The sequence below is a fragment of the Enterobacter sp. R-1.6.2 genome (assembly GCF_035064085.1).
GTDB lineage: Bacteria > Pseudomonadota > Gammaproteobacteria > Enterobacterales > Enterobacteriaceae > Enterobacter > Enterobacter asburiae_B.
Map to the genome: position 1 here is coordinate 363022 of NZ_JASEYI010000002.1, position 26433 is coordinate 389454.

Annotated in this window: 27 protein-coding genes; 15 read left to right on the plus strand and 12 right to left on the minus strand. The window is 59.8% G+C overall.

What is annotated here, in order from left to right; genetic code table 11:
* The first annotated feature begins 30 nt into the window (after positions 1-30).
* A complete protein-coding gene (entS, locus tag QMN93_RS03620) occupies positions 31-1278 on the plus strand; it encodes an enterobactin transporter EntS (RefSeq protein ID WP_182383165.1) in 1248 nt (415 codons plus the stop codon).
* Between the two features lie 46 nt (positions 1279-1324).
* Here the strand turns inward: entS and fepB are convergent, their stop codons facing one another.
* Entirely contained in the window at positions 1325-2284 is a 960-nt protein-coding gene (fepB, locus tag QMN93_RS03625; RefSeq protein ID WP_182383166.1) for a Fe2+-enterobactin ABC transporter substrate-binding protein, read from the minus strand.
* A 188-nt stretch (positions 2285-2472) separates the two neighbouring features.
* Here fepB and entC point away from each other — a divergent pair, with 188 nt between their 5' ends.
* From entC to QMN93_RS03660, 7 genes are all read left to right on the plus strand, one after another.
* Positions 2473-3648 (plus strand): isochorismate synthase EntC, encoded by a 1176-nt coding sequence (entC, locus tag QMN93_RS03630; protein ID WP_048975908.1) that lies wholly within the window; start codon positions 2473-2475, stop codon positions 3646-3648.
* A 9-nt stretch (positions 3649-3657) separates the two neighbouring features.
* Positions 3658-5268: a (2,3-dihydroxybenzoyl)adenylate synthase EntE gene (entE, locus tag QMN93_RS03635; RefSeq protein WP_193138905.1), complete on the plus strand. Its 1611-nt coding sequence runs from the start codon at positions 3658-3660 to the stop codon at positions 5266-5268.
* A 10-nt stretch (positions 5269-5278) separates the two neighbouring features.
* The gene (locus QMN93_RS03640; RefSeq protein WP_033144898.1) at positions 5279-6133 is read left to right on the plus strand and encodes an isochorismatase; all 855 of its coding nucleotides are present in this window, start codon (positions 5279-5281) and stop codon (positions 6131-6133) included.
* Positions 6130-6885: a 2,3-dihydro-2,3-dihydroxybenzoate dehydrogenase EntA gene (entA, locus tag QMN93_RS03645; protein WP_193139957.1), complete on the plus strand. Its 756-nt coding sequence runs from the start codon at positions 6130-6132 to the stop codon at positions 6883-6885. The genes QMN93_RS03640 and entA overlap by 4 nt, the downstream gene beginning before the upstream one ends.
* 1 nt (position 6886) lies before the next feature.
* Positions 6887-7300 carry a proofreading thioesterase EntH gene (gene entH, locus QMN93_RS03650; RefSeq protein WP_023310710.1) on the plus strand — a complete coding sequence of 138 codons (414 nt, stop codon included), beginning with the start codon at positions 6887-6889 and terminating at the stop codon, positions 7298-7300.
* A gap of 149 nt (positions 7301-7449) precedes the next feature.
* Positions 7450-9555 carry a pyruvate/proton symporter CstA gene (cstA, locus tag QMN93_RS03655; protein WP_323620031.1) on the plus strand — a complete coding sequence of 702 codons (2106 nt, stop codon included), beginning with the start codon at positions 7450-7452 and terminating at the stop codon, positions 9553-9555.
* A gap of 96 nt (positions 9556-9651) precedes the next feature.
* The gene (locus QMN93_RS03660; RefSeq protein ID WP_006809671.1) at positions 9652-9849 is read left to right on the plus strand and encodes a YbdD/YjiX family protein; all 198 of its coding nucleotides are present in this window, start codon (positions 9652-9654) and stop codon (positions 9847-9849) included.
* On the opposite strand, the gene QMN93_RS03665 is transcribed toward QMN93_RS03660, so the two are convergent.
* From QMN93_RS03665 to QMN93_RS03680, 4 genes are all read right to left on the minus strand, one after another.
* Positions 9846-10250 carry a helix-turn-helix domain-containing protein gene (locus QMN93_RS03665; RefSeq protein ID WP_047061324.1) on the minus strand — a complete coding sequence of 135 codons (405 nt, stop codon included), beginning with the start codon at positions 10248-10250 and terminating at the stop codon, positions 9846-9848. The two genes, QMN93_RS03660 and QMN93_RS03665, sit on opposite strands and share 4 nt — an antisense overlap.
* Positions 10231-10527 (minus strand): type II toxin-antitoxin system RelE/ParE family toxin, encoded by a 297-nt coding sequence (locus QMN93_RS03670; RefSeq protein WP_047061325.1) that lies wholly within the window; start codon positions 10525-10527, stop codon positions 10231-10233. Before QMN93_RS03670 ends, QMN93_RS03665 begins: the two co-directional genes overlap by 20 nt.
* A gap of 183 nt (positions 10528-10710) precedes the next feature.
* Positions 10711-11454 carry an SDR family NAD(P)-dependent oxidoreductase gene (locus QMN93_RS03675; protein WP_032661029.1) on the minus strand — a complete coding sequence of 248 codons (744 nt, stop codon included), beginning with the start codon at positions 11452-11454 and terminating at the stop codon, positions 10711-10713.
* A gap of 57 nt (positions 11455-11511) precedes the next feature.
* Positions 11512-12600, minus strand: coding sequence for an oxidoreductase (locus tag QMN93_RS03680; protein WP_193138906.1), 1089 nt, complete (start codon positions 12598-12600; stop codon positions 11512-11514).
* Between the two features lie 159 nt (positions 12601-12759).
* Here QMN93_RS03680 and QMN93_RS03685 point away from each other — a divergent pair, with 159 nt between their 5' ends.
* The 4 genes from QMN93_RS03685 (at position 12760) to QMN93_RS03700 (ending at position 17670) form a co-directional block, all read left to right on the plus strand.
* Positions 12760-14262, plus strand: a complete 1503-nt coding sequence (locus QMN93_RS03685) for a sugar ABC transporter ATP-binding protein (protein WP_193138907.1) — start codon at positions 12760-12762, stop codon at positions 14260-14262.
* On the plus strand, positions 14259-15254 hold the full coding sequence (locus QMN93_RS03690) for an ABC transporter permease (RefSeq protein ID WP_023334863.1): 996 nt from the start codon (positions 14259-14261) through the stop codon (positions 15252-15254). The genes QMN93_RS03685 and QMN93_RS03690 overlap by 4 nt, the downstream gene beginning before the upstream one ends.
* Before the next feature lie 20 nt (positions 15255-15274).
* Positions 15275-16339 carry a sugar ABC transporter substrate-binding protein gene (locus tag QMN93_RS03695; RefSeq protein WP_023310718.1) on the plus strand — a complete coding sequence of 355 codons (1065 nt, stop codon included), beginning with the start codon at positions 15275-15277 and terminating at the stop codon, positions 16337-16339.
* Between the two features lie 89 nt (positions 16340-16428).
* Positions 16429-17670 carry an LVIVD repeat-containing protein gene (locus QMN93_RS03700; protein WP_033144907.1) on the plus strand — a complete coding sequence of 414 codons (1242 nt, stop codon included), beginning with the start codon at positions 16429-16431 and terminating at the stop codon, positions 17668-17670.
* A 62-nt stretch (positions 17671-17732) separates the two neighbouring features.
* Here QMN93_RS03700 and mtnK read toward each other — a convergent pair whose 3' ends face one another.
* On the minus strand, positions 17733-18932 hold the full coding sequence (mtnK, locus tag QMN93_RS03705; protein WP_033144908.1) for an S-methyl-5-thioribose kinase: 1200 nt from the start codon (positions 18930-18932) through the stop codon (positions 17733-17735).
* 104 nt (positions 18933-19036) lie between these two features.
* Here mtnK and mtnA point away from each other — a divergent pair, with 104 nt between their 5' ends.
* On the plus strand, positions 19037-20053 hold the full coding sequence (mtnA, locus tag QMN93_RS03710; protein WP_182383171.1) for an S-methyl-5-thioribose-1-phosphate isomerase: 1017 nt from the start codon (positions 19037-19039) through the stop codon (positions 20051-20053).
* Positions 20054-20095: 42 nt separating this feature from the next.
* Positions 20096-20566, plus strand: a complete 471-nt coding sequence (locus tag QMN93_RS03715) for an SRPBCC family protein (RefSeq protein WP_032641748.1) — start codon at positions 20096-20098, stop codon at positions 20564-20566.
* 96 nt (positions 20567-20662) lie between these two features.
* Here QMN93_RS03715 and QMN93_RS03720 read toward each other — a convergent pair whose 3' ends face one another.
* Genes QMN93_RS03720 through QMN93_RS03730 form a run of 3 tightly spaced genes read right to left on the minus strand, consistent with a single transcriptional unit; the run spans position 20663 to position 22502 of the window.
* Positions 20663-21205, minus strand: coding sequence for an acireductone dioxygenase (locus QMN93_RS03720; RefSeq protein WP_182383172.1), 543 nt, complete (start codon positions 21203-21205; stop codon positions 20663-20665).
* A complete protein-coding gene (mtnC, locus tag QMN93_RS03725) occupies positions 21202-21891 on the minus strand; it encodes an acireductone synthase (RefSeq protein ID WP_033144912.1) in 690 nt (229 codons plus the stop codon). Before mtnC ends, QMN93_RS03720 begins: the two co-directional genes overlap by 4 nt.
* Positions 21888-22502 (minus strand): methylthioribulose 1-phosphate dehydratase, encoded by a 615-nt coding sequence (locus QMN93_RS03730; protein ID WP_033144913.1) that lies wholly within the window; start codon positions 22500-22502, stop codon positions 21888-21890. The genes mtnC and QMN93_RS03730 overlap by 4 nt, the downstream gene beginning before the upstream one ends.
* A gap of 247 nt (positions 22503-22749) precedes the next feature.
* On the opposite strand from QMN93_RS03730, the gene QMN93_RS03735 reads away from it, so the two are divergent.
* Entirely contained in the window at positions 22750-23910 is a 1161-nt protein-coding gene (locus QMN93_RS03735; RefSeq protein ID WP_193138908.1) for a pyridoxal phosphate-dependent aminotransferase, read from the plus strand.
* Here the strand turns inward: QMN93_RS03735 and QMN93_RS03740 are convergent, their stop codons facing one another.
* The 3 genes from QMN93_RS03740 to QMN93_RS03750 all read right to left on the minus strand — a co-directional run bounded on the left by QMN93_RS03740 (position 23911) and on the right by QMN93_RS03750 (position 26370).
* The gene (locus tag QMN93_RS03740; protein WP_069303808.1) at positions 23911-24537 is read right to left on the minus strand and encodes a ParB/RepB/Spo0J family partition protein; all 627 of its coding nucleotides are present in this window, start codon (positions 24535-24537) and stop codon (positions 23911-23913) included.
* Complete coding sequence (locus QMN93_RS03745; protein WP_182383174.1) at positions 24522-25745, minus strand: phosphoadenosine phosphosulfate reductase; 1224 nt, start codon at positions 25743-25745, stop codon at positions 24522-24524. Before QMN93_RS03745 ends, QMN93_RS03740 begins: the two co-directional genes overlap by 16 nt.
* 172 nt (positions 25746-25917) lie before the next feature.
* A complete protein-coding gene (locus QMN93_RS03750; protein ID WP_249421936.1) occupies positions 25918-26370 on the minus strand; it encodes a LysR substrate-binding domain-containing protein in 453 nt (150 codons plus the stop codon).
* Positions 26371-26433: the final 63 nt, after the last annotated feature.

The following is a 26433-nucleotide window of genomic DNA, read 5'->3' on the forward strand; positions in this document are numbered from 1 at the left end:
AATGGGTAGAAATAGACTCAAGGCTTTGTCATGAATCAAAAATCCTGGCTGCTCAATCTCAGCCTGCTTAAAACGCACCCGGCGTATCGCGCCGTTTTTATCGCTCGCTTTATCTCCATTTTGTCCCTCGGGCTGCTCGGCGTGGCCGTGCCGGTCCAGATCCAGACCATGACGCACTCCAGCTGGCTGGTGGGGTTATCCGTCACCTTAACCGGCGGGGCGATGTTCATCGGCCTGATGGTCGGCGGCGTGCTGGCGGACCGCTACGAGCGTAAAAAGCTGATCCTGCTGGCGCGCGGCACCTGCGGCGTGGGCTTTATTGGGCTGTGTCTGAACGCGATGCTGCCGGAGCCGTCGCTGCTCGCGATTTATGCCCTGGGGCTGTGGGACGGTTTCTTCGCCTCGCTGGGCGTGACGGCGCTGCTGGCGGCGACGCCCGCGCTGGTCGGGCGCGAGAACCTGATGCAGGCGGGGGCGATCACCATGCTCACCGTGCGTCTGGGCTCGGTGATTTCGCCGATGGTGGGCGGCCTGCTGCTGGCGACCGGCAACGTGGCCTGGAACTACGGGCTTGCGGCGGCGGGAACCTTTATCACCACGCTGACGCTGCTGCGCCTGCCGCTGCTGCCGCCTCCGCCGCAGCCGCGCGAGCATCCGCTGAAATCGCTGATGGCCGCGATTCGTTTCCTGTTCAGCAACCCGCTGATTGGCGGGATTGCGCTGCTCGGCGGCCTGCTGACCATGGCGAGCGCCGTGCGCGTGCTCTACCCGGCGCTGGCGGGAGAGTGGCAGATGAGCGCCTCGGAGATTGGCATTCTCTACGCCGCCATTCCGCTCGGCGCGGCGTGCGGGGCGCTGACCAGCGGCAACCTGGCGCAGAGCGCGCGTCCGGGGTTGATTATGCTGCTTGCCACGCTGGCCTCGTTTATCGCCATCGGCTTCTTCAGCCTGATGCCGGTGTGGGCGCTCGGGGTGCTGTGTCTGGTGATTTTCGGCTGGCTGAGCGCCATCAGTTCGCTTTTGCAGTACACCCTGATCCAGACCCAGACGCCGGAAGGGATGCTCGGGCGCATTAACGGCCTGTGGACGGCGCAGAACGTCACGGGGGATGCGATTGGTGCGGCGATCCTCGGCGGGCTGGGGGCGATAATGACCCCGGTGGCCTCGGCGAGCTGCGGCGGGTTTGTACTGGCAATTATTGGCGTGATTTTGTTAGTGGCGCTGGTGGAATTGCGGCGGTTCAGGCAGGAGAGTGTGTTGAACGACGGTGCGGCCTGATGCCCTCACCCCGGCCCTCTCCCACAGGGAGAGGGAGGGAAAATGCCTACTTAAACAACGTATTCAATCTGTTTAATACTAACATTGCGCTGTAATAATCCAGGCGGAACGTCTCGGTTCCCAATGCCCAGACCCGTTTGTTTTTCACCGACGGCAAATGCGCCAGCAGCGGGTTGGCGTAAATCGCATCCACGTCTTTCCGATCGCCGGCAAACACAAACAGCCCTTCGCCGTTCAGCCCCGTCGCCAGGTTTTCACCGCCCAGCTGAATGATGTCGTGGCGTTTGCCCTGGCTTTTAGAGGTCTGCAGCCCGGCGGGCAGATCCGCCAGCGTAAAGCCCAGCTGATGCAGCAGCTGGCCCTGCGCGGATTCCGCGGTCCACAGGTTGGCGCTGTGCGCGGCGGCGGTGTAGACGATGGCGTTCACCGGCTGCGGCGGCAATTTCATCTGCTGTTTCACCTGCGCGAGCTGTTTATCAAACGCGGCAATGCGCTCTGCGGCCTGTTTTTCCTGCCCGGTGAGGGTGCCCAGCTGCGTCAGCAGTTCCTGCCAGCTCTTGTCGTCGTAGTTGATGATAAGCGTTGGGGCGATGGCGGAGAGCTGATCGTACAGCGCCAGCGCGGAATCCCCGCCGGTAGCGCTGATCAAAATCAGATCCGGCATTTGCGCGGCGACCGCTTCGGCGCTTGGCTCGCCTATGTACAGTCGCGCAACCTTGCGCTGTTTCGCAATATCACCCCACTGACGCAAAAAGCCCTGCGCATCCGCCACGCGGTTGTTCGGCGTGGTCGCGCCGCTGGCAACGACCGGCGCGTCAATCGCCAGCAGGGAGCCGGTTAAGGTCACGCTGGTGGAGACAATGCGCGTCGGTTTGCTCTCAAGCGTGTGAACGCCTCGGCTGTCGGTCACCTGACGCGGCCAGTCGGCGGCAGCGGCTGAGGCAAGTCCTAAAACAAAAAGTCCAGATAAAAGCAGGGTATTACGGAATAGGGCAGGGAATTTCACAGCGCGACATCCTGTTTTCGTTGAAGATAATGCTTCTCATTTTCATGGTTGATGCGAAGGGATGCAAGCTTTTGTCGCATAAGTTATTTGTCCGACGGTTGACAGCGAAGCGATGTGGGATTAGGTTAGCCGACGAAAATATAAATGATAATCATTATTGCTTCTTTTATCATTTTGAGGAGGATGATATGGACACGTCCCTGGCTGAGGAAGTTCAGCACACCGCGACCACGCTGCAATCAGACAGCTTTTTCTTTATGTCGCCTTACCGCAGTTTTACTACCTCAGGCTGTTTTGCCCGCTTCTCTGAACCCGCCGTCGGCGGTGACGATCCGGCCGGGCAATTCCAGCAAAAATTAGCCCAGGCCTTCCGGAATGCGAAAGCTAACGGTATCGCTCATCCGGTGATGGTGGGGGCTATTCCGTTCGATACCCGCAAGCCATCTTCTCTGTTTATTCCGCAGCGCTGGCAGACCTTTTCCCGTCCGGCGCGTCAGCAGTCCGCACGCTATTTTTCCGGCTCGCAGGCGCTGAAGGTGGAACAACGCACCGAGATCCCGCCGCAGCCCGTGTTTGAAGAGATGGTCGCTCGCGCCGCGTCGCTCACCGCCACGCCGCAGGTGAACAAGGTCGTGCTGTCGCGTCTGATTGATATCGCGACCGACAAACACATGGACAGCGGCGCGCTGATGGAGAGGCTGATCGCCCAGAACCCGGCGAGCTTTAACTTCCACGTGCCGCTGGAAGACGGCGGCGTGCTGCTCGGCGCCAGCCCCGAACTGCTGCTGCGTAAAGAGGGCGCGCACTTTAGCTCGCTGCCGCTGGCAGGCTCGGCGCGTCGTCAGCCGGACGACGTATTAGATCGCGAAGCGGGCAATAAGCTGCTGGCCTCCGAAAAGGACCGTCACGAGCACGACCTGGTGACTCAGGCAATGAAGGCCATTCTGGCACCGCGCAGCCACCACCTGAGCATGCCGTCTTCCCCGCAGCTCATCACCACGCCGACGCTGTGGCATCTGGCGACGCCGGTTGAAGGTGACGCGCGTGAAAACGAAAACGCCCTGACTCTGGCCTGCCTGCTGCACCCGACCCCGGCGCTGAGCGGCTTCCCGCATGAGGCGGCAAAAGAGCTGATCGCCGAGCTGGAGCCGTTCGACCGCGAGCTGTTCGGCGGCATCGTCGGCTGGTGCGACAGCGAAGGTAACGGCGAGTGGGTGGTGACCATCCGCTGCGCGCGTCTTCGCGAAAATAGCGTTCGCCTGTTTGCCGGCGCGGGCATTGTGCCTGCCTCTTCGCCGGTGGGCGAATGGCGCGAAACGGGCGTGAAGCTCTCCACCATGCTCAACGTGTTTGGCTTGCACTAAGGATCGCTCATGACCATTCCTTTTACCCGCTGGCCTGAGGAATTCGCCCGCCGCTACCGCGAAAAAGGCTACTGGCAGGATCAGCCGCTGACCCACATCCTGACGGATCGCGCTGACAGCGATGCCGTGGCGATTGTCGACGGCGAGCGGCACATCACCTACCGCGCGTTTAATCAGGCGGTGAACAACCTGGCGTCCGTTCTTCAGGCGCGCGGGCTGCAGCGCGGCGAGATCGCGCTGGTGCAGCTCGGTAACGTGGCCGAGTTCTACGTCACTTTCTTTGCGCTGCTGCAAATTGGCGTCGCGCCGGTTAACGCGCTCTTTAGCCATCAGCGCAGCGAGCTGAACGCCTACGCGGAGCAGATCAAACCCGCCGTGCTGATTGCCGATCGCGACCACGCGCTGTTTGCGGGCGATGATTTTCTTAACACCTTTGTGGATGCGCACCGCTCGGTTCGCGTCGTGCTGCTGCGCGGCGATAAGGACGAACACGCCCTTGAAGCGGCGATTGCGCGTCCGGCAGACAATTTCATCCCGAACCCGACGCCCGCCGACGAAGTGGCGTTTTTCCAGCTTTCCGGCGGCAGCACCGGCACGCCGAAGCTGATCCCGCGCACGCATAACGACTACGACTACAGCATCCGCCGCAGCAACGAGATCTGCGGAATCAATGCACACACCCGTTATCTGAACGCGCTGCCCGCGGCGCATAACTACGCCATGAGCTCGCCGGGATCGTTAGGCGTCTTCACCGCCGGCGGCTGCGTGGTGCTGGCGAACGATCCGAGCGCTACGCTCTGCTTCCCGCTGATTGAACGGCATCAGATTAACGTCACCTCGCTGGTTCCTCCGGCGGTAAGCCTCTGGCTGCAGGCGATTGCCGACGGCGCGGGCAACGCGCAGCTCAAATCCCTCAGGCTGCTGCAGGTGGGTGGCGCACGCCTCTCCGCTACGCTCGCGGGGCGCATTCCGGCGGAAATCGGCTGCCAGCTTCAGCAGGTGTTCGGCATGGCGGAAGGGCTGGTGAACTACACCGCGCTCGACGACTTGCCGGAGCGCATCATCAACACCCAGGGTCGCCCGATGTGCCCGGACGACGAAGTGTGGGTGGCGGACGAGCACGGCAACCCGCTGCCGCGCGGTGAGGTCGGGCGTCTGATGACGCGCGGGCCGTATACCTTCCGCGGCTATTTCAACAGCCCGGAACACAACGCCAGCGCCTTTGACGCCAACGGCTTTTACTGCTCCGGCGATCTCATCGCCATCGACGAGCAGGGCTACATCACCGTGCAGGGGCGCGAGAAGGATCAGATCAACCGCGGCGGCGAGAAGATCGCCGCCGAAGAGATTGAAAACCTGCTGCTGCGCCACGAGGCGGTGATCCACGCCGCGCTGGTGAGCATGGAGGACAGCCTGCTGGGCGAAAAAAGCTGCGCGTATCTGGTGGTGAAACAGCCCCTGCGCGCGGTCGAGGTGCGCCGCTTCCTGCGCGAGCAGGGCGTTGCCGAATTCAAGCTGCCGGACCGCGTGGAGAGCGTGGATGCGCTACCGCTGACGCCGGTCGGCAAAGTCGATAAGAAACAGTTGCGCCTGTGGCTTGCTGAACGCGCCCGGGGCTGAGGAACAGAGTATGGCCATTCCAAAATTAACCGCTTACGCGCTGCCGACCGCCGCAGAGCTGCCGACCAGTAAAGTGAACTGGGCGTTTGAGCCTGAACGTGCTGCGCTGCTGATCCACGATATGCAGGAGTATTTCCTGAACTTCTGGGGCGAAAACAGCGCGATGATGCAGCAGGTGGTGGCGAATATCGCCAGACTGCGCGCTTACTGCAAAGCGCACAATATTCCCGTGTACTACACCGCTCAGCCGAAAGAGCAGAGCGACGAAGACCGCGCCCTGCTGAACGACATGTGGGGGCCGGGCCTGACCCGCTCGCCGGAGCAGCAGCGCATTGTCCGCGAACTGACCCCGGACGAAGCGGACACGGTGCTGGTGAAGTGGCGCTACAGCGCGTTTCACCGCTCGCCGCTGGAGCAGATGCTGAAAGAAACCGGCCGCAACCAGCTGCTGATTACCGGCGTTTACGCCCATATCGGCTGTATGACCACCGCCACCGATGCCTTTATGCGCGACATCAAACCGTTCTTTATCGCCGACGCGCTGGCGGATTTCACCCGTGACGAGCACCTGATGTCGCTGAACTATGTGGCCGGACGCTCGGGCCGCGTGGTGATGACCGACGAGCTGCTGCCGTCCGTTCCGGCGACCAAAGCCGCGCTGCGTGAGCTGATCCTGCCGCTGCTGGACGAGTCCGACGAGCCGATGGATGACGAAAACCTGATCGACTACGGCCTGGACTCGGTGCGCATGATGGCGCTGGCCGCCCGCTGGCGCAAAGTGCACGGCGACATTGACTTCGTGATGCTGGCCAAAAATCCAACCATCGACGCCTGGTGGGCGCTGCTGTCCCGCGAGGTGAAGTGATGGGGCTGGATTTCACCGGTAAAACCGTCTGGGTGACGGGCGCGGGTAAGGGGATTGGCTACGCGACGGCGCTGGCGTTTGTGGAGGTGGGCGCACGGGTGACCGGGTTCGATCTGGCGTTTCCGCTGGGGGATTATCCGTTCGCCACTGAAACCCTGGACGTGGCGGATGCCGCGCAGGTGCATGAAGTGTGCGGGCGGTCGCTGGCGTCGCTTGAACGGCTGGACGTGCTGGTCAACGCGGCGGGCATTCTGCGCATGGGGGCGACGGACCAGCTTTCGCAGGAGGACTGGCAGCAGACCTTCGCGGTCAACGTCGGCGGCGCGTTCAACCTGTTCCAGCAGACGATGGGCCAGTTCCGCCGTCAGCAGGGCGGGGCGATAGTCACCGTGGCGTCCGACGCGGCGCACGCGCCGCGCATCGGCATGAGCGCCTACGGCGCGTCGAAGGCGGCGCTGAAAAGCCTGGCCCTGACCGTCGGGCTGGAGCTGGCGGGCAGCGGCGTGCGCTGTAACCTGGTGTCGCCGGGCTCAACGGATACCGATATGCAGCGCACCCTGTGGAAAAGCAACGACGCGGAGCAGCAGCGTATTCGCGGCTTTGGCGAGCAGTTCAAGCTCGGCATTCCGCTGGGCAAAATCGCTCGTCCGCAGGAGATTGCCAGCACGGTGCTGTTCCTTGCTTCCGATGCCGCCAGCCATATCACCCTGCAGGATATCGTGGTGGACGGCGGCTCCACGCTGGGGGCGTAAGATGATCTGGAAACGTCATTTACCGCTCGAGGAGCTGAACGCGACCAGCCTGAACACCCTGGTGGCGCATCTCGGTATCGTCTATACCCGCCTCGGCGACGACACGCTGGAAGCGGAGATGCCGGTGGATGCGCGTACCCATCAGCCGTTTGGCCTGCTGCACGGCGGCGCGTCGGCGGCGCTGGCGGAAACGCTGGGATCGATGGCCGGCTTTCTGATGACCCGCGACGGTCAGAGCGTGGTGGGGACGGAGCTTAACGCCACGCACCATCGTGCGGTCTCTCACGGCAAAGTGCGCGGGGTATGCCAGCCGTTGCATCTGGGGCGTTCGAGCCAGAGCTGGGAGATTGTGGTATTCGACGAGCAGGGGCGGCGGTGCTGTACCTGTCGGTTGAGTACGATGGTGTTGGGCTAAGCCAGGCAGATCAAAGTGATCGGCTTAACACTGTGGTGTAAATCTCTGGTTTGACCACGCATTATTGCGTTTCAAAGTTGTTAAATTTTTCCGGTTGTTCTAGAAACAAAATGTAACATCTCACTGTTTCACAACAACGGACAACAACTATGAACAACTCAGGGAAATACCTTATATGGGCAGGGCTCTCCGTTGTGGGAGCCTTTGCCCTGGGCTATATCGCCCTCAACCGGGGGGAACAGATCAATGCGCTCTGGATCGTCGTCGCCTCCGTCTGCATTTATCTGATCGCGTACCGTTTTTATGGCCGCTATATTGCGAAGAACGTTCTGGGCGTTGATGCGACGCGCATGACGCCTGCCGTCCGCCATAACGACGGGCTGGACTACGTGCCGACCGACAAAAAAGTGCTGTTCGGTCACCATTTTGCGGCGATTGCCGGGGCGGGTCCGCTGGTGGGGCCGGTGCTGGCGGCGCAGATGGGCTACCTGCCGGGGATGATCTGGATCCTCGCGGGCGTGGTGCTGGCGGGCGCGGTGCAGGACTTTATGGTGCTGTTCGTCTCGACCCGCCGCGACGGGCGTTCGCTGGGTGAGCTGGTGAAAGAGGAGATGGGGGCAACCGCCGGGGTGATTGCGCTGGTGGCGACCTTTATGATCATGGTGATCATCCTCGCGGTGCTGGCGATGATCGTGGTGAAAGCGCTGACCCACAGCCCGTGGGGGACCTATACCGTTGCCTTCACCATTCCGCTGGCGCTGTTTATGGGGATTTATATTCGCTACCTGCGCCCGGGCCGCATTGGTGAGGTGTCGGTAATTGGCCTGGTATTCCTGGTGTTCGCCATTATCTCCGGCGGCTGGGTGGCGGAAAGCCCTACCTGGGCGCCGTTCTTCGACTTTACCGGCGTCCAGCTGACCTGGATGCTGGTGGGCTACGGCTTTGTGGCGGCGGTGCTGCCGGTATGGCTGCTGCTGGCTCCGCGTGACTATCTCTCTACGTTCCTGAAAATCGGCACCATCGTCGGGCTGGCGATCGGCATTCTGATTATGCGTCCGACCCTGACCATGCCTGCGTTAACCAAATTCATCGACGGTACCGGCCCGGTCTGGACCGGTAACCTGTTCCCGTTCCTGTTTATCACCATCGCCTGCGGCGCGGTGTCGGGATTCCACGCGCTGATCGCATCCGGAACCACGCCGAAGATGCTGGCGAATGAAAATCAGGCCTCCCTGATCGGTTACGGCGGTATGCTGATGGAATCCTTTGTCGCCATCATGGCGCTGGTCTCTGCCTGTATTATCGACCCGGGCGTGTACTTCGCGATGAACAGCCCGATGGCGGTACTGGCACCGGCTGGCACCGTTGACGTGGTGGCGTCCGCCGCGCAGGTGGTGAGCGGCTGGGGCTTTGCGATTACCCCTGATACGTTGACGAGCATCGCCAGTGAGGTGGGCGAGCAGTCGATTATCTCCCGTGCGGGCGGGGCGCCGACGCTGGCGGTCGGCATGGCGTATATTCTTCACGGCGCGCTGGGCGGGCTGATGGACGTGTCGTTCTGGTATCACTTCGCCATCCTGTTCGAGGCGCTGTTTATCCTGACGGCGGTGGATGCGGGAACCCGTGCGGCGCGCTTTATGCTGCAGGACCTGCTGGGGGTGATCTCCCCGAACCTGAAGCGCACCGATTCGCTCCCGGCTAACCTGCTGGCGACGGCGCTGTGCGTGCTGGCGTGGGGCTACTTCCTGCACCAGGGCGTGGTCGATCCGCTCGGCGGGATTAACACCCTGTGGCCGCTGTTTGGTATCGCCAACCAGATGCTGGCGGGCATGGCGCTGATGCTCTGCGCGGTGGTGCTGTTCAAGATGAAGCGCCAGCGTTACGCGTGGGTGGCACTGGTGCCAACCGCCTGGCTGCTGATCTGTACCCTGACGGCGGGCTGGCAGAAGGCCTTCAGCCCGGACAACAAGGTGGGCTTCCTGGCGATCGCCAACAAGTTCCAGGCGATGATCGACAGCGGCAAGATCCCGGCGCAGTACACCGAGTCGCAGCTGTCCCAGCTGGTGTTTAACAACCGTCTGGATGCCGGGCTGACCATCTTCTTTATGGTGGTGGTCGTGGTGCTGGCGTTGTATTCTCTCAAGACCGCGCTCGCGGCGTTGAAAAACGATCAGCCAACGGCGAAAGAAACACCGTACGAGCCGATGCCTGAAAACCTGGAAGAGATTGTGACCCAGGCGAAAGGGGCGCACTAACCTGTTTGCCGGGTGGCGGCTTCGCCTTACCCGGCCTACATTTCTTCTCCGCCCTCACCCTCCGGGAGAGGGCCGGAAACAAACGAGAAACTGATTATGTTCGACACCCTTTCCAAAGCAGGTAAGTACCTGGGCCAGGCCGCCAAAATGATGATTGGCGTGCCGGACTACGACAACTACGTCGAGCACATGCGCGTCAACCATCCGGACCAGACGCCAATGACCTATGAAGAATTTTTCCGCGACCGCCAGGACGCCCGCTACGGCGGCAAGGGCGGGGCGAAGTGCTGTTAACCCTCTTTCGGTAGATAGAGGCTTATCTGTTCCTGCTTGCAGCCGTAGATAGCAGCCAGCTTTTCGCGGGTGCGCTTTTGCGGACGGGAGTCCAGCGCTTCCAGCTGTGACACGGCGGACTGGGTGATGCCGAGTTTCTCAGCCACCTCCTGCTGGGACATGCCGCGCAGGATACGCCACGCGGCCTGCAGGCTGACGTTCTCGTTATGCATGACGTCGCACACTTCACCAGGTAATCCTACGTCATCATAACAATCGTGTTCGACTTCAATATCCTCTAGATCATCATCGGTTTCGTCGTCGATTTCTGCCATCTGTAAGCACATACGAAAGTATTCATCATAGGGAATTACGGCGTACTGCGCTTTTCCGTCATTGTCCTTAATTAGCTGAACAGCCATAGGGGGCTTTCTCCTCGTGAAGGTAGGTCGTTGAAGTTCTGCGCTTGACGGCCAAAACATAACAATGGTTATCGGGATCGCCCCGAAGTGTAATCAGAATGCGGTAATCGCCAACGCGTAGCCGGAAATGATTTTCTGTTGCCGATATTTTTTTGATATCGGGCCGGGGAGCTGAGCGATCGTCCAGCTCAGCAAGTTTTGCTTTGATTCTTCGCTGATATCGGCCATCGATTTTGGAAAACTCTTTCTTTGCATTCTTTGACCAGACAATCTTCATCCGTACCTCCACTGTACGCCCACACAAAGTATAAGGAAATAATAAGGCTATTAGATAAATTCCGAATTTCTAATGGGGTACTGTAGAGCGGGGAAATAACCGGAGAAAGCGGCAAAACGCGAACCGTCGAGGATGCTCGGAAACGCCTCTGCCGGGCGACAGAGGCTTGCAGGGAGATTGCGATCAGGCGTTCAAACCGCCGTCCACATCCAGGCCGGTGCCGGAGATCTGCCCGGCCGCCGGGCTGGCAAGAAACGTGACCGCCGCCGCGACGTCTTCAGGCTGACCGTAATGACCCAAAGCAATAAGCTGACGCTGAGAGTCAGCCTGTTCCCCGTCTTCCGGGTTCATATCGCTGTTGGTGGGCCCGGGATGTACCAGGTTAACGGTAATGCCGCGAGGCCCTAAATCACGAGCCAGCCCGCGGGTGAGGGAATTCAGCGCCGATTTGGTCATCGAGTAAACGGCAATGCCCGGCTGCGCCACGCGGTTTGCCAGACAGCTGCCGATGTTGATAATGCGCCCGCCGTCGGACATGTGCACCAGCGCTTCCTGAATGGCGATCACCACGCCGCGGATGTTGACGTTGATAAGGGCGTCAATGTCCGCCAGCGTCATGGACTCCAGCGGGCCGCCGCGCGCGATCCCGGCGTTGTTGACCAGAATGTCCAGCCCGCCAAGAGAACGCGCCGCATGGGTGACGGCATCCTGAATCGCCTGCGCGCTGGCGCTGTCGGCCTGTACGGCTTCGCTGTGTCGTCCCAGCGCCTTAATCTCATCGGCGACCGCCTGGGCTTTATCGGCAGATTTTTCATACGTAATAATCACATCCGCACCGGCGCGCGCCAGCGACAGGGCAATCGCACGACCCAATCCGCGGCTGGCACCGGTAACCAGCGCCTTTTTACCTGTTAAATCGATCTGCATGATGACCTCGTTACGAGAGTGGTAAGAATCATCATTAGGTATAGCCTGTCGGCGCGATCAATGGCTGAAGGATTCCACTTTCTCAAACGCGGCGCGCAGAACGTCAGGCGTTAACGTAACAGGTAAATAGTGAATCGACTCCACCGGGCGCAGGGTGTGGGCGATGACCCGATCCAGCTCGTCGCGGTTAGTGATGTCGACGTCCAGCTCGCGAAGCGTGGTCGGCAGGTTAAAACGCTGGTACGCCGCGACCAGCTGCGCCAGCACGTCGTCCTGGCCGAGCAGGGCGCTCTGCGCCAGAATGCCGTAGGCCACCTTGGTGCCGTGCAGGTATTTCTCCGTCTGCGGCAGCACGGTTAAGCCGTTGTGTACCGCATGCGCCGCCGCCACGCGCGTATAGCGTTCGCCCAGGCCGCCGACCATCCCGCCGCCGGCGATGATTGCATCGACCACGTCCCGGAACGCCTGCGTCTGTTCGCCGCGCTGCTGGTCGGCCAGCGCCTCTTCGCTGCGCGCCAGCAGCACGTCGCGGATCGCCAGCGCGCCGTTAATGCCCAGCCGCACGGTCAGCGGCAGGTTCTCCGGCTCTGGTGCCAATACCACCGCTTCGTACCACTTCGCCAGCGTATCGCCGATGCCCGCCAGCAGGTACTCCGCCGGGGCGTTAAGGACGATCTGCGGCTCCACCAGCACCAGGAAGTTGGCGTCGTCGAAGATCTCAAAATGCAGCGCCTGACCGGCATCGTTGTACCAGACGGAGAGCGGGGTCCACGCCGCGCAGGTGGCGGCAATGGTGGGGATGCCCACAAACGGCACCCCTAAGCGGCGCGCCACGGCCTTGACGGTATCCATCACCGCGCCGCCGCCGACGCCAATCACCACGCTGGCGTCGCTGCCGGATTCATTCACCAGATGGGTGACGTCGCGCTCGCTGCAGTGGCCTTTAAACAGCAGGCGTTTCGCTCCCGGCGCGTTAAAGCTCGCCGGCAGGAAAGGGCGCGCGCCTTCGATAGCGCGCTCGCCGTAAATCCACACCGCGCGGGAAAGCTGTTCCGGGGTAAAGAAGTTATCCAGCTGCGCAAGGCTTCCGGGATGAGAGAAGTAGTTCGCCGGGCCAGGCACGACGCGGATATCGGTGTTGCTCATGATGGTGTCCTTTTTGCGGAAGCGCTAACCCGATGTTATGTCTGGACATCCGGATGGCTAATAATATTTCGCTTTAACTTATGCCTTTTCCGTCGTTGTCAGTCAACCAGAGCTGTGAAAAATTCGATAAATCAGAAGAGTAATGAAGGATTTACGCGGATGGTTTCCAGTCGCCTTGAGATGCGCGGTATCAGCCTGGCCTTTTCCGGCTTTCAGGCGCTGTCGCGCGTGAATTTCACCTTAACCGGCGGATCCGTACACGCGCTGACCGGTGCCAACGGCGCGGGAAAATCGACCCTGATGGCGGTGCTGTGCGGGACGCACGACCACTATGAGGGCGAGATCAGCATCAACAACCAGCCGGTGAGCATCCGCGAACCGCTCGATGCCAAACGGCTGGGGATCCACCTTGTGCAGCAGGAAGTGGACGTGGCGCTGATCCCGGGGTTAAGCATTGCCGAAAACATCATGCTCGACCAGCTGGCGCTGCCGGGGCATCGCTTCAGCTGGCGCGCGATCCGCCAGCAGGCGAGACAGGCGCTGGCGCAGCTCGACGTGACGCTGGACGTTCGCCGTTCCATCGACGGCTGTTCGCTGGCCGAAAAGCAGCAGATTTTGCTGGCGCGGGCGCTGTCCCATCACTGCCGTTTTTTGATTCTTGATGAACCCACCGCGCCGCTGGACGCGCACGAGAGCGAGCGCCTGTTTGCGGTAGTGAGACGTTTAAAGCAGCAGGGCATCGGCGTGGTGTTTATCTCTCACCGCATTCACGAGCTGAAGGCCATCTGCGACACCCTGACGGTGCTGCGCGACGGCAAGCTGATCGAGTCCGGCCCGATGGCCGATCTTAGCGGCGAAGCGATCGTCGAGAAGATGCTCGGCCACGTGCTGAGCGATATCTATCCGCCCGCGCGGCCGCCGCACGGCGACGAAACGCTGTTACGCGTTGAGGGGCTTCACGACGACGCGCTGCTGAAAGATATCTCCCTGCACCTGCGCAAAGGCGAAATTCTCGGGATTGCCGGGCTGGCGGGGGCGGGGAAAACCGAACTCTGCAAGGCGCTTTTTGGCGCCACCAAGAGCCGCGTGGCGCGCGGTGAGCTGAATCATCAATCCTGGCAGCCGCGCGACCCGGCCGACTCCGTGCTGCGCGGTCTGGCGCTGGTGCCGGAGGAGCGGCGGAAAGAGGGTATTTTTATCGACGAGCCGGTGAGCATGAACCTTGCCGTGTGCGCCGATAACAGCTTTTCGCGCTGGAGCCTGTTTGGCCATCGTCAGGCGTGGCGCTGGGCGGAAGAGGTCATCGCCCGCGTCGGCGTGCGCGCGCGTGGGCCGGGGCAGGTGCTGCGCCGTCTCTCCGGCGGCAACCAGCAGAAGGTCGCCATCGGTAAATGGCTGCGCAATGACGCCAGCGTGCTGATATTCGACGAGCCGACCAAAGGCGTGGACGTGAAGGCCAAAACCGATCTGTTCCAGCTGATTGACGGCCTGGCGCGCGAGGGCAAAGGGGTGATTTACGCCTCGGGCGAGTTTTCCGAGCTGGTCGGGCTATGCGACCGCATCTGCGTCCTGTGGGACGGACGCATCGTGGCGGAAATCGCCGGGGCCGAGGCCCGCGAAGAAACACTACTTTATTATTCAACCGGAGGAACGGCGTCGTGAGCAAGGCCCTTTCAGTGAACGCGGCGGCGTCTGGCCGCCAGCAGATTTTCGATTTTCTCTACAGGTGGGGCATGCTGTTAACCGTCGTCGCGCTGGTGGCCGTCTTTGGCCTGGCGTCGGACAGCTTCCTCGATCCGAACAACATCATCAATATTCTGCGCTCGATTGCCATCGTGACGGTGATTGCCATTGGCGTGTCGATCTCGTTGACCATCGGCGGGTTCGATCTCTCCGTGGGATCCACCGCCTCGCTGGCGAACGCGCTGGTGATTTCCCTTTTCGTCTGGCACGGCTTTGGCACCACCGAGTCGATTCTGATCACCCTCGCGCTCTGCACGCTGGTGGGTCTGTTTAACGCATTCCTGATCGTCATCCTGCGCATTCCGGACATGCTGGCGACGCTTGCCAGCCTGTTTGTGATCCAGGGCGTGGCGATGACCTACAGCTACGGCGGGTCGATTACCGAGAACATGGTGCTGCCGAGCGGCGACATGGCGGAAGGGACCATTCCGGCGGCGTTCAGCCTGCTGGGGCAGGTGCCGACCATCGTGATCGTCATGCTGGTGGTGACCGTGCTGGCGCAGCTGGGCCTGTCGCTCACTACGCATGGCCGACGCATGTACGCCATCGGCGGTAACCCCGAAGCGGCGCGCCTCTCCGGCATTCGCACCACGCGCTACAAGGTGGCGGCCTACGTGATTGCCTCGCTGCTGGCGGGTCTGGGCGGGATTTTGCTGGCTTCACGCATCGGCTCGTCGCAGGTGAATGCGGGCGGCGGATACCTGATGGATGCGGTGGCGGCGGCGTGGATTGGCTTCTCGCTGGCCGGATCCGGCAAGCCGAACGCGCTGGGAACCCTGGTTGGGGCGGTCATTCTCGGCGTGCTGTCGAACGGGCTGGTGATGCTCTCCGTGCCGTATTACGCCATGGACATTATAAAAGGGCTGGTGCTCGCGGTAGCGCTGGCGATTACCTACATACAAAAACGCTGACAACACAACGGGATAAAAAAATGAAAAAGATTGCACTCTCTTTGGTGGCACTTGGGTTGCTCACGGCTCTGCCAGGCTTCGCGGCCACGCCCGCGCCGCTTCCGGCAGCCATTGCGAACCATGACGGCCCGATCCGCATCGCGGTGATCCGTAACCTCGGCTCAGATGACAACACCACGCAGTTTATTGCTGGCGCAATTCAGGAAGGGAAAAAGCTCGGCTTTAAGGTCAGCACCTTTTTAAGCAACGGGGACGACGCCAAATTCCAGGACTTTGTGAACCAGGCCATCAGCCAGAAGTACGACGGGATTATTCTCTCTCAGGGGCGCGATCCGTACTCCACCGCGCTGGTGAAGAAAGCGGTGGATGCCGGGATCAAAGTCTCCGTCTTTGATACGGCGGTTAACGGCGAGATCCCGGGCGTGACCGTCACCCAGCAGGACGATGCCTCCCTGACGAACCTCTCCTTCGGCCAGCTGGCGAAAGATTTTAACGGCAAGGCCAATATCGTCAAGCTGTGGGTGGCGGGCTTCCCGCCGATGGAGCGTCGTCAGGCGGCCTATAAAGAGCTGCAAAAGCAGTATCCGGACATCAAAGAGCTGGAGTCTATCGGCGCCGTGTCCTCTGACGTGCAGGGCGATACCGCCAACAAGGTGGGTGCGATCCTGGCGAAATACCCGAAAGGCAAAATCGACGCCATCTGGGGAACCTGGGACGCCTTCAGCCAGGGCGCGTATAAGGCGCTGAAAGAGAACGGCCGCACCGAGATTAAGCTCTACAGCATCGACATCTCTAACCAGGATCTGCAGCTGATGCGCGAGCCGGGCAGCGCGTGGAAGGTGAGCGTGGCGGTGGATCCGAAGCTGATTGGCGCGACGAACGTGCGTCTGGTGGCGAACAAGATTGCCGGGGAAGCCACGCCTGCGACCTACGATTTCAAAGCGGCGGCCATTCCTCAGGCGCTGCTGACCGCTCAGCCGGGCCCGGTGAACGTGGCGTCGCTGGGGAAAATCATTCCGGGCTGGGGCCAGACGGAAGATTTTATCGCGCCGTGGTTTGCGACGCTGGAAGCGAAGAATAAATAAAACCAGGCCGGGTGGCGTCAGGTGCGGCCTGATGCCCTCACCCCGGCCCTCTCCCACAGGGAGAGGGGGAAAACCCAAAGGAGCTAACGGTGACGCAAGTACCCCTTCCAGAATACAGCCGCAATATGCGGCTGATTGGCCATAGCGATCAGGGCGGTCGCCCGGACGGCGTGCAGCTGATGGTGCATCGCGGTTTCGCCTATATCGGCCATATGGTGTCGCAGGGATTTTCGATTGTCGACGTGCGCGACCCGAAAAACCCGAAAGCGGCGGGCTACGTGCCCGCGCCGCCCGGCACCTGGAACGTGCATCTGCAGGCGCATGACGACCTGCTGCTGGTGATTAACGCCCGGGATCTGTTTGCCGATGCTCGCTTTGCCGACGAGAAGGTCTACTACACCCGCCAGGTGGGGGAGACCGTCAGCGACGTGCAGGACAAAGGCTGGAGCGCCGGGCTGCGGGTGTTTGATATCTCCACGCCCGACAGGCCGCGCGAAATCGGCTTTCTGTCGCTGAGCGGCATCGGCATCCACCGCATCTGGTACGTCGGCGGCCGCTGGGCGTATGTGTCAGCGCTGATCGACGGCTTTACCGACTACATTTTCCTGACCATCGATCTGGCCGATCCGCGTAAGCCTGAAGTGGCGGGGCGCTGGTGGCTGCCGGGGATGAACCAGGCCGAAGGGGAGAAGCCGAACTGGCCGGAAGGGAAACGCTACGCGCTGCATCACGCGATTATCGCGGGCGATACCGCCTACGGCAGCTGGCGCGACGGCGGCCTGACGCTGCTGGACGTGAAGGACCGCACCCGGCCGAAGCTGATTAGCCACCGCAACTGGAGCCCGCCGTTTGGCGGCGGGACGCACACCGCGCTGCCGCTGCCGGACCGCGATTTGCTGGTGGTGCTGGACGAAGCGGTGCTGGATAACCAGGAGGACGGCGAAAAGCTGATCTGGCTGTTTGATATCCGCGAGCCGTCGAACCCGGTGAGCATCTCGACCTTCCCGCAGCCGGATGAAACCGACTACGTGGCGAAAGGGGCGCATTTTGGCCCGCATAACCTGCACGAGAACCGGCCGGGGAGCTTTGTCAGCTCGACGCTGATTTTTGCGACCTATCAGAACGCGGGCGTGCGCGCATATGACATTTCCAATCCGTATCGACCGGTGGAAACCGGTGCGCTGGTGCCCGCCGCGCCGGAGAGAATGATGGACACGAGGCCAAATCGCCCGCAGGTGATCCAGTCGTGCGACGTGTTTGTGGATGCGCAGGGGATAATTTACAGCACGGATTATAACGGCGGGCTGTCGGTGATTGAGTATCTGGGATGAGTGCGGTTTGATGCCCTCATCCCGGCCCTCTCCCACAGGGAGAGGGAGAAAACCAAATGTAATCAGCTGTACTGTCGCACCCGTGCCACCAGATCTTCGGCGCTGTCGATGCGGTCGGCAATGACTATCAGCGCTTTACCGAGCGTTATCGCGTGGCGCAGGCACTCGTGGCGCATCGCCTCGTCCTGGATGGTGTCGATATCCGCTACGTGGGAAAGCCCGACGCTGCGGCGAATGAGCTCGGTGCCGCAGAAGCCGATGGCGTCATGCCAGACCTTTTTCAGGAACGCGGAGGCATAGCCCGGCGCGCCGAGCGCGGCGTCGCGCGTTTTCTCGTTTGCCAGCGCCTGGAAGCGTTCCGCGAAGGTGTTCCACAGCTCCTGAATATCGGTCAGGCGCTGCTCGCGCGCGGCGGCGGCATCGCGAATGCCCAGATGCCCCGGCAGGCCGCAGAAGTTCAGCAGCAGGTTGCCGATGGCGGTACCGACGTCAAAGCCAATCGGGCCAAAGTAGCCGAACTCGGCGTCGATGGCCTTCAGGCTGCCGTCAGCCACAAAAATCGAGCCGCTGTGAATATCGCCGTGCAGGAGCGCTTCGGCGTGCGAGAAGAAGCGGTGCTTCAGGGAAGCTACGGCAATTTTAAGCTGAGCGTCGTCGCGCAGGGCCGCGACGTCATTTTCCAGCTCGGCCGGGTAGCTGTTGCGTTCGTGGATCTGGTACGGATCGTTGAAGAACAGATCTTCGGTGATCTCGCACATCTCCGGGTTGATGAATTTCGCCACCTGCGCTTTTTTCGCGTGCGGGTGCAGGTAGAAATCGCTGGTGTGGAACAGCGCGTGGGCGAGGTATTCGCCCAGCTGACGGGCCGCCTGCGGGTAGTAAATGTTTTTAATCAGCTCGCCGCGCCAGATGCGATGGCTGGAGAGGTCTTCCATCACCATCACCGCCAGCTCCGGGTCAAAGTGGTGGATTTTCACGGTGTGCTGCGGGCTGTGCTGGTAGTGCTCGACCAGCGTTTGCGCTTCAAGGCGGGCGCGGTCCAGCGTCAGCGGCCAGGATTCGCCGACGCAGCGCACGTAGGGCAGCGCCTGCTTAACGACGATTCGGCTCACGCCCGCGCCGTCGAAAATTTTGAATACCAGATTGAGGTTGCCGTCGCCTACTTCCTGCGCCTCTACCAGCGATGAAGGATCGTCAAGTCCGCCAAACTGCCTGGCATACTCCACGGCGTCCTGAGCGGTAAAGGTACGGTATTGCGACATGGCCTGCTCCTCACGAGTTTTCTAATTAAGACATGTAGACGTCTATACATCTGGATTTCATCCTGACACAATGTGCTACAACAACGCAACAGGGAATTAACGACATGCAGACATTACAGACGACCAGCCTGCGGGTGGCGGATAATCAGCTCTTTATTCTCGATCAGCAGGCGCTTCCGCAGGAGAAACGCTGGCTGGATGCCTCGACGGTAGAGGCGCTGGTCGGACATATCCACGCCCTGCGCGTGCGCGGCGCGCCGCTAATTGGTCTCTCTGCAAGCCTGCTGCTGGCGCTGCTGGCGGAAAACGGCAAAAGCCGCGACGAGCTGGCGGCGGCGCTGGAAACCCTGCGCGCCTCCCGCCCGACGGCGGTGAACCTCATGAACAATCTTGACCGCATGAAGCTCGCCCTGTGGCAGGAAGATTTTGTACCGGCGCTGGTGGCCGAAGCGCTGCGCCTGATTGACGAAGACAAACGTCTTTGCGACGCGATCGCCAAAGCCGGCAGCGCGCTGGTGAAGCCCGAAAGCCGTCTGCTGACCCACTGCAACACCGGCGGGCTGGCAACGGCGGGCGTCGGTACCGCGCTGGGCGTGATTGCCCGCGCGCATCAGGAGGGTAACGTCAGCAACGTCTGGGTGGATGAAACCCGTCCGCTGCTGCAGGGCGGCAGATTGACCGCGTGGGAGCTTGGCGAGCTGGGCGTGCCGTATCAGCTGATTACCGATTCCATGGCCGCCAGCCTGATGGCAAAAGGGCTGGTGGACGCCGTGTGGGTGGGCGCAGACCGCATTGCCGCCAACGGCGATGTGGCGAACAAGATCGGCACCTATTCCCTGGCGGTGCTGGCGAAGTTCCACGGCATTCCGTTCTACGTTGCCGCCCCGCAAACGACCCTCGATCCGGACTGCCCGAACGGGGACGCGATCCCGATTGAGCAGCGCGCCGCCAGCGAGGTGACGGGCGTGGCCGGAAGCTTTGGCGCGGTGCAGTGGGCGCCGGAAAACGCGCAGGTCTATAACCCGGCGTTTGACGTTACCCCTGCCGCGCTGATCAGCGGCTGGGTGCTGGATACGGGCGTAGTCACGCCGGAAGCGGTGGCAAACGGGAAATTCGCCTGAGTCCGGCTATCCTTTAAGGGGTTCCCTTGAGAGGACAATATCGTGACGCTCGATCCTGAAACAGACTTAAAACTGGAGCGCGTGGTGGATGCACCGCGCGACCTGCTGTGGCTGTGCTGGACCACGCCGGAGCACATCAAAAACTTCTTCATTCCTGCTCCCCATAAGGTGACCGAATGCGATCTCGATCTCCGCGTGGGCGGGCGGTTCAACACCGTGTTTGAGGTGGACGGTCAGCGGATGGATAACCGGGGCGTATTTCTTGAAATCGACCCGGGTAAAAAGCTGGTCTTTACCGACGGCTATACCGAAGGCTGGAAACCGGCCGAAAAGCCGTTTATGACGGCGATCCTGCTGCTGGAAGATGTGGGCGAGGGCAAGACCCGCTACACGGCGATTGCGCGTCATCCGACGAAGGAAATCCGCGAGCAGCATGAGCAGATGGGCTTCCACGAAGGGTGGGGGATTGTGCTGGATCAGCTGGTGGGGTATGTGAAAGGACTGGAGCGTTGAAGCTCGAGCGGCCTGATGCCCTCACCCCGACCCTCTCCCACAGGGAGAGGGAGCAAACACTAAAAACGGCAGCTCTAGCTGCCGTTTTGCTTTTACCTATGCCAACCGTGGATACGCATCCGCGATGGCATCGCCCGTAAACTGCGCCACCCAGCCTTCCGGGTTATCGAAAATGCGGATCGCCGTAAAGTTCGGCTCTAAGCCCATATCAAACCAGTGCGGCGTGCCCGCGGGAACGGAAATCAGGTCGTTTTTCTCGCACAGCACCTGATACACCTCATCGCCAATGTGCAGGCAGAACAGCCCCGCGCCTTCCACGAAGAAGCGCACTTCGTCTTCGCCGTGGGTGTGTTCGTTCAGGAACTTCGCGCGCAGCGCCTCTTTCTGCGGGTTGTCGGCGCGCAGGCTGATCACGTCCCAGCTCTGATAGCCTTTCTCCGCCACCAGCTTGTCGATCGCATGCTGATACGCCTCGATCACGGCTTCAGGTGCGGGATCGTGTCCTAAATCGCGATCCGCCGCCCAGCGTTCAAACCGCACGCCTTTGGCATTGAGCTGCTGGGCGATCTCGGCGGCGTCGGTGCTGTGCCACTGGTGTTGACTGGCGTCTTTATCGGAATAAATGGTCAATGCGCTCATGAAGGGATCTGCTCCGGATTAATCTCGTCAAACTGGTGGACCTGATGGTGATGGCTTGCGCCGTCATCATCACCGCGAATCAGCTGCAGTGTGCGAAAACCTGCCTGTTCAGCCGCGTCCAGCTCCTGATGAATATCGGACAGGAACAGGATCTGCGACGGGGCGATGCCCGTTTGTGCCGCAATGTTCTGATAGGACTGCACCTCGCGCTTGGCGCCGATGTGGGTATCAAAATAGCCGCTGAACAGATGAGTAATATCACCTTCGTCGCTGTAGCCAAATAACAGTTTCTGCGCGGCGACGGAGCCAGAGGAATAAACATAGAGATCAATCCCTTGCGCTTTCCACTTTTCCAGCGCAGGCAGTACGTCCGGGTAGAGGTGGCCGGTAAAGTCGCCGTTCACGTAGCCGTCATGCCAGATGATCCCCTGCAGGGCTTTGAGCGCCGTGGATTTGCGGTCCTCATCCATAAAGGCAAACAGGGCGTCGATAAGCTCGCTGACGCTGGCGTGCGGGTTACCGATTTCATCACGAAGGTTGTCCAGAATGGATTTGACCGGCTCGGCGTACTGCTGCGCGGTCACGAAGGCCGCCAGCCGCTCACGCGCGTAGGGGAACAAAACGTCATGGACAAAACGGATATCGCTGGTGGTCCCTTCAATATCCGTCACAATCGCGCGAATCATACTCTCTCCAGTTGTCGTAAACGCATTTCGCATTCAAATAAGAATTCTAGTCCTTCCAGATGACGGCGGGCCTCGGCCACGTCGCGTCCCCAGCAGGTTAAGCCATGACCGCGCAGAAGAAAACCATAATTAAGCGGGCGTTCCTGTGCGTAATGGGCGATTCGGGAGGCGAGGGCGTCAATATCCTGGTCGTTATCGAAGACCGGGATAGCCACCGTATCCAGATGCGTGGTCTGCCCGGTGAGGGATTTTTGCATCTCAAAGCCGCTGATGTTGAGCTCGGCTTCTTTGACCAGACGCGACAGCACCGTGGCGTTGACGGTATGAACGTGCAGGACGGCGTTGGCTTCCGGGAACAGGCGATAAATCAGCGTGTGAAGACCGGTTTCCGCCGACGGCCTGCGGCCAGACGGCGCGCGGTTGGTGGCGATTTCAACCTGCAGAAAATCCGCCGTTGTCAGGCTGCCTTTGTCTTTGCCGGATTCGCTGAGCCAGCAGAGGCGCTCGTCCTGGCGCACCGACATGTTGCCGCCGGTGGCGGGTGCCCAGCCTTTGGCGCCAATCCAGCGGCAGGCGTCGACAAGATGTGTGAGTTGCAGGTTGTCTGTCATTTCCTTTTACCCTCGCGGCCAGAAATATTCATATGGTTTATACCCGTCATACTTCAAGTTGCAGGTGCGTTGGCTGCACTCACTCACCCCAGTCACGTACTTATGTACGCTCCCGGGGATTCGTTCCCTTGCCGCCTTCCTGCAACTCGAATTATTTAGGGTGTAGACGTCTAAGCGTCTTGATTGCCAAAGACTAACATCGTGTTATAGTGGCAGCAACATAAGTATTACAAGCAGGCACGACACAATGAGCAATAACGCATTGATTCCGAAGAGTAAACTTCCCAATCTCGGTACTACCATCTTTACGCAGATGAGCGCTCTGGCGCAGCAGCACAACGCCATTAACCTTTCTCAGGGATTCCCGGATTTCGACGGCCCGACCTATCTGCAGGAGCGCCTGGCGTACCACGTGGCGCAGGGGGCGAATCAGTATGCGCCGATGACGGGCGTGCAGGCGCTGCGGGAAGCCATTGCGGATAAAACGGCGGAGCTGTACGGCCATAAGCCCGATGCGAACAGCGATATTACGGTGACGGCAGGGGCGACCGAAGCGCTCTATGCGGCCATCACCGCGCTGGTGCGTACGGGCGATGAAGTTATCTGCTTTGATCCGAGCTACGACAGCTATGCGCCTGCGGTTGAACTCTCCGGCGGCGTGGTGAAACGCGTGGCGCTCCAGCCGCCGCATTTTCGCCCTGACTGGCAGGCGTTTGCTGCGCTGCTGAGCGACAAAACCCGCCTGGTGATCCTGAATACCCCGCACAACCCGTCGGCGACGGTGTGGCAAAAGGCCGATTTCGCCGCGCTGTGGCAGGCGATTGCGGAACGTGAAATTTACGTGCTGAGCGATGAAGTCTACGAGCACATCTGCTTTGCAGAAGAAGGACACGCCAGCGTGCTGGCCCATCCGCAGCTTCGTGAGCGTGCTATCGCCGTCTCGTCATTCGGTAAGACTTACCATATGACCGGCTGGAAAGTGGGCTACTGCGTCGCACCGGCGGCTATTAGCGCCGAGCTGCGCAAGGTGCACCAGTACCTGACCTTTGCCGTGAACACGCCGGCTCAGCTGGCGCTGGCGGATATGCTGCGCGCCGAGCCGGAGCACTATCGCGAGCTGCCGCATTTCTATCGTGAACGTCGGGATCTGTTTGTGACGGCGCTCAGCAAAAGTCGTCTGGAAATTTTGCCCTCAGAAGGGACCTATTTCCTGCTCGCCGACTACAGCGCGATATCGGATCTGGACGACGTGAGTTTCTGCCAGTGGCTGACGAAAGAGGTGGGCGTAGCCGCCATTCCGCTGTCTGTATTCTGCGCCGATCCCTTCCCGCATAAGCTGATTCGTCTTTGCTTTGCGAAGCAGGAATCGACGCTGCTGGCGGCGGCAGAGCGCCTGAACACGCTCTGATTATTTCACCGTCCAGGCTTCTGAGTAACGACGGTCTGCAAACAGCTCCAGCAGACCGTTGATTTGCTTGAGGCGCAAGACTTCATCGCTGTCCATTCCCAGCTCCTTGCTTATTCTCTCGTCATTCCAGCCAAGCTGCACCAGCTCGCGAACGATCTCCGACATAGCGTTAATCTGGTGTCGACCCCGCGCCCGGTTGTGACGAATAGTGGCAGCCATACGGTCATGTTTATCCTGTCGGTCCTGGCGCAGGAAGGTGACAGGAAGATAACCCTTGAGCTGGTGCTTCAGTGCCGCCCGATTTTTACCGATTTCATGGCGATGAAAACCATCCACAATTTCGTAATGTTGCGGTTCACTTTCTGTCACAACGATAGGTTGGGTGAATCCATCGAGTTCCAGCGACTTACTGAGCAGCCGTTTTTCTGGCGGGGCAACGTTATTGGGGTTGTAGTCGTTAGCGGTAATAGCGTCCTGTTTGATCCAGAGGACGCAGTCTATCGGTTGCGCACGAAACGGACTGTGTTTATGGATCGCTTCACGAAAAGCATTTATGGCGTTAATGCGTTCCTCTTCGGGAAGTGACTGAAGGTACGTTTCCATCTCGTTGATTAGTTTTTGTCGCATAATATGCCCCACTCCTTGCGTTTCGCCTTCACTCTGTCGCTGTAGCGCTGATAATGTTTGGGTTTATTTGGGCTGAACGATAGCGCCCTGCACCAGTAGTCGTTATTCAGGAGAACCTTACAAATACGGCGCCATGAGGGAACATCTTTGGCACCGATGTCACCGTCCTGCGTATCGGGAATATCCTCTGCGCCTCTCTTCTGATACCAGTGCAGATAAATGGCGATTTTATTGCGGTAATGCTCTGCCGTATTTTGCGGCATGCTGTCGAGGAGCAGCATGGCATATTCGCGCCAGCACAGGTGTTCGGGTTTCAGAATTTTTCGGTGACCATAAAAATGGTTATCGTGTCCGGCGTACATCCCCCCGCTGCGCGCACCGCTCACGCGCTCACACATGGCCGCCCAGCGATCGGGCTCAACAACGTGGTAGAGCCATAATCCCTGGCGCTGTTCCGGACCAAAGGGTTCACAAATCCGCATGTAGCGTAGCGGCACGCCGGCCTGAAACATCAGGTCATAGAGTGGGTTATAGCAACACCCTGATTTGGCGAACCAGGTCCATATATCGGCGGTTTTCCAGTCGTAGAGAGGGTAGATATACCAGGCATGTCCTCCCGGTGCGACGGTTGTCCAGGGTTTATCGTCGGCAAACCGCTGTTTACGCGCCGACGCGACAGCCAGAAAACGGTTGTATGACTCATCGGCGCGGATGCCAATCAGTACCGCCGCCGGGCGATTGCGAGAGAACCAGTCGGAGAAACCGCGGACAAAGGTTTCAAACGTCATGCCTGGCTGGTAGAAGGGAAAAAAAGCGGGATCGGTTATCGCATCGTCAGGAGGCTGGCGGACCCATTGTGTGCCGGGTTCCCAGCATTGCCATTCCGGCTGGAATTGCGACAGTGAATTTTGCGTTGTCAGGGGGAGCGCGACCCACCAGAAATGGTCGATGACATCGCTGTACAACTCGCGCATATGTTCCACATGGATAATGGTATGGGAAAATTGCGCTTCCCAGTCGATAAAGAGCAAATCTATTTTGATGTTCATCAGTCGCGCCTGCCGGGCAACCAGATGCAGCATGACGGTGGAGTCTTTACCTCCTGAAAAAGAAACACAGATTCTGGGTAAGTTTTCGAGCGTCCATTTTATTCGCTCCCGGGCAGCGGTAAGAACATCCTGGTTTAAAGGGTATTTATAAATTGACATGCTTATTCTCATCCTGAGGAATAAATACCTGACTGTAGCGTTAATACTAATAAGAGGATTATATCAGTCAATAATTAATTGGATATGTAACGGTTATGCCGCGTAATTCTATAACGGTGGTGTATGTTTTAACGGTGTGGTTCCCATTTTGTGCGAGAACCACAGCAATATCTCACGGTAAGGATATTTCTTCAATAAAACTCGCGAATGCCGAGCTATTGAGCGCGGAACGATTGTACATCATGTAAATATCAATACTGGGGAATTGAATGTCAGTTTCCACTTTTCGCAGGTTGAGTGCTGGCCCATATTGTTCGAAGGCCGGCGCGGGCACTAATCCTATGAGGTCGGACGAACCAATCACCGACAGAAGGGATATAAAAGAGTCGCTGCGATAGACGATATTTCTTTCGGTTAACAGGTTTTCGGCCTTTTCCTGATAGTCTTTGAAGCTGTTTTCATCGTTCAGGTAGGCGGTGAAGTTTTCATTCAGAATCTCTTCACGCGTGGGATTTTCACTGAGACGGGGATGGCCCTCCCGACAAACGAGGACGAAAGGAAGTTTATGGTAGAGGCTACAGGCGACAGAATGATTGTTAGAAGAAGAAAACGAATCTATGGTCACTCCCGTTTTTGCAACACCGATTTTGACGACAAGTTGGCTTGCTTGAATCTATCCGGCGTCTGA